The organism is Bradyrhizobium sp. Leo170 (assembly GCF_004296405.1).
In the GTDB taxonomy this organism is placed as follows: Bacteria; Pseudomonadota; Alphaproteobacteria; order Rhizobiales; family Xanthobacteraceae; genus Bradyrhizobium.
In genome coordinates this window covers 1-1,296 of the sequence record NZ_PSRR01000727.1, presented here as the reverse complement: position 1 = coordinate 1,296, position 1,296 = coordinate 1, and the positions used below count along the sequence as shown (strand labels likewise).

The window sequence follows — 1,296 nt, the reverse complement described above, 5'->3', positions numbered from 1 at the left end:
ACAAAGCGCGGTCCCGAACGGACTGACGCCCGGAGGACTGGTGACGGCGCCGGGGGCCGGAGCCGTCCCGGGCGTCTGGACCGGCGCCGATCTGCCGACGCAGGCGCAGGGCGGAGGCCGCACCACGGTGACCGTTAGGCAGACCGAGCAAAAAGCAATCCTGAACTGGTCCAGCTTCAATGTCGGCCGCGAGACCAATCTCCACTTCGATCAGGGCGCCGGCGGCGCGAACGCGTCGAGCTGGACCGCACTTAACCGCGTCACCGATCCAAGCCTCGCCCCGAGCCGCATCCTTGGCACCATCAAGGCCGAGGGCCAAGTCTACGTCATCAACAAAAACGGCATCATCTTCGGCGGATCGAGCCAGATCAACGTCAACACTTTCGTCGCCTCGTCGTTGAGTCTGTCGGATGAACAGTTCCGCGCCGGTATCAACAAACAGCTCATGGTTTTCGACGATTCGTTAGGAAGCGGAGCCAGCATCGCAAAGCCGCAGTTCGGCTATCTCGGACAACAAAGCCCGAACCAATCTGTCGGGCTCGACGATCCCAGCCAAGTCGCGGGCGCGATCATCGGCGACGCCCCGGGCGATGTGCGGATCGAGGCCGGTGCGCAGATGACAATGGCGAGCGGCGGCAAGGCCCTTATCTTTGCGCCGCATGTCCTGAACTCCGGCCGTATCTCGGCGCCCGACGGCCAAGTCATCATGGCGGCGGGCGAACAGATCTACCTTACGACCGATCAGTTTGGCGTTCGTGGTCTCGACGTCGCCGTCTCGGCGCCGATGCGCTGGATGTTCGACTACTACCATATGGCGACAGTGACCGATCAGGGAAACTGGAGCAGCGACAACGACTATACGCTGGGCCTGAAGAACGTCGTGTTCCCGGAGATGGCAGCGCGTGGCGCTTCGGTCGGTTACAACGTCGTCAATAATGGCATGGTGCAGGCCGACCACGGCAACATCACCCTGATGTCCCGCGAGATCGTACAGAACGGCGCGCTCGAGGCCTCGACCGCGTTGAACAACCGCGAAGGCTCCATCCGGCTGCGCGCATGGGGCGAGGGCATGATGTCCTACGGCAGCTCGATGCCTGTTGGATCGCCGCTGCGCTACTGGTCGACTGGTACGTTGGTTCTGGGATCAGGCAGCGTCACCACGGCAATGCCGGACCTCACTGACACCAGCGACATCGAGCTGCCGTCGCTGGCGACGCGTTACAGTCCCGGTCGCATCGAGATGCGCGGGAAATTCATCGATATCGAGGCCCGGGCCAGCGTCATCGTGCCGGCCGG

Annotated in this window: 1 protein-coding gene; it reads left to right on the top strand. The window is 63.2% G+C overall.

What is annotated here, in order from left to right:
• Positions 1 to 40: 40 nt before the first annotated feature.
• On the top strand, positions 41 to 1,296 hold a 1,256-nt coding region (locus CWO89_RS44285), incomplete at its 3' end, for a two-partner secretion domain-containing protein (protein WP_165421614.1).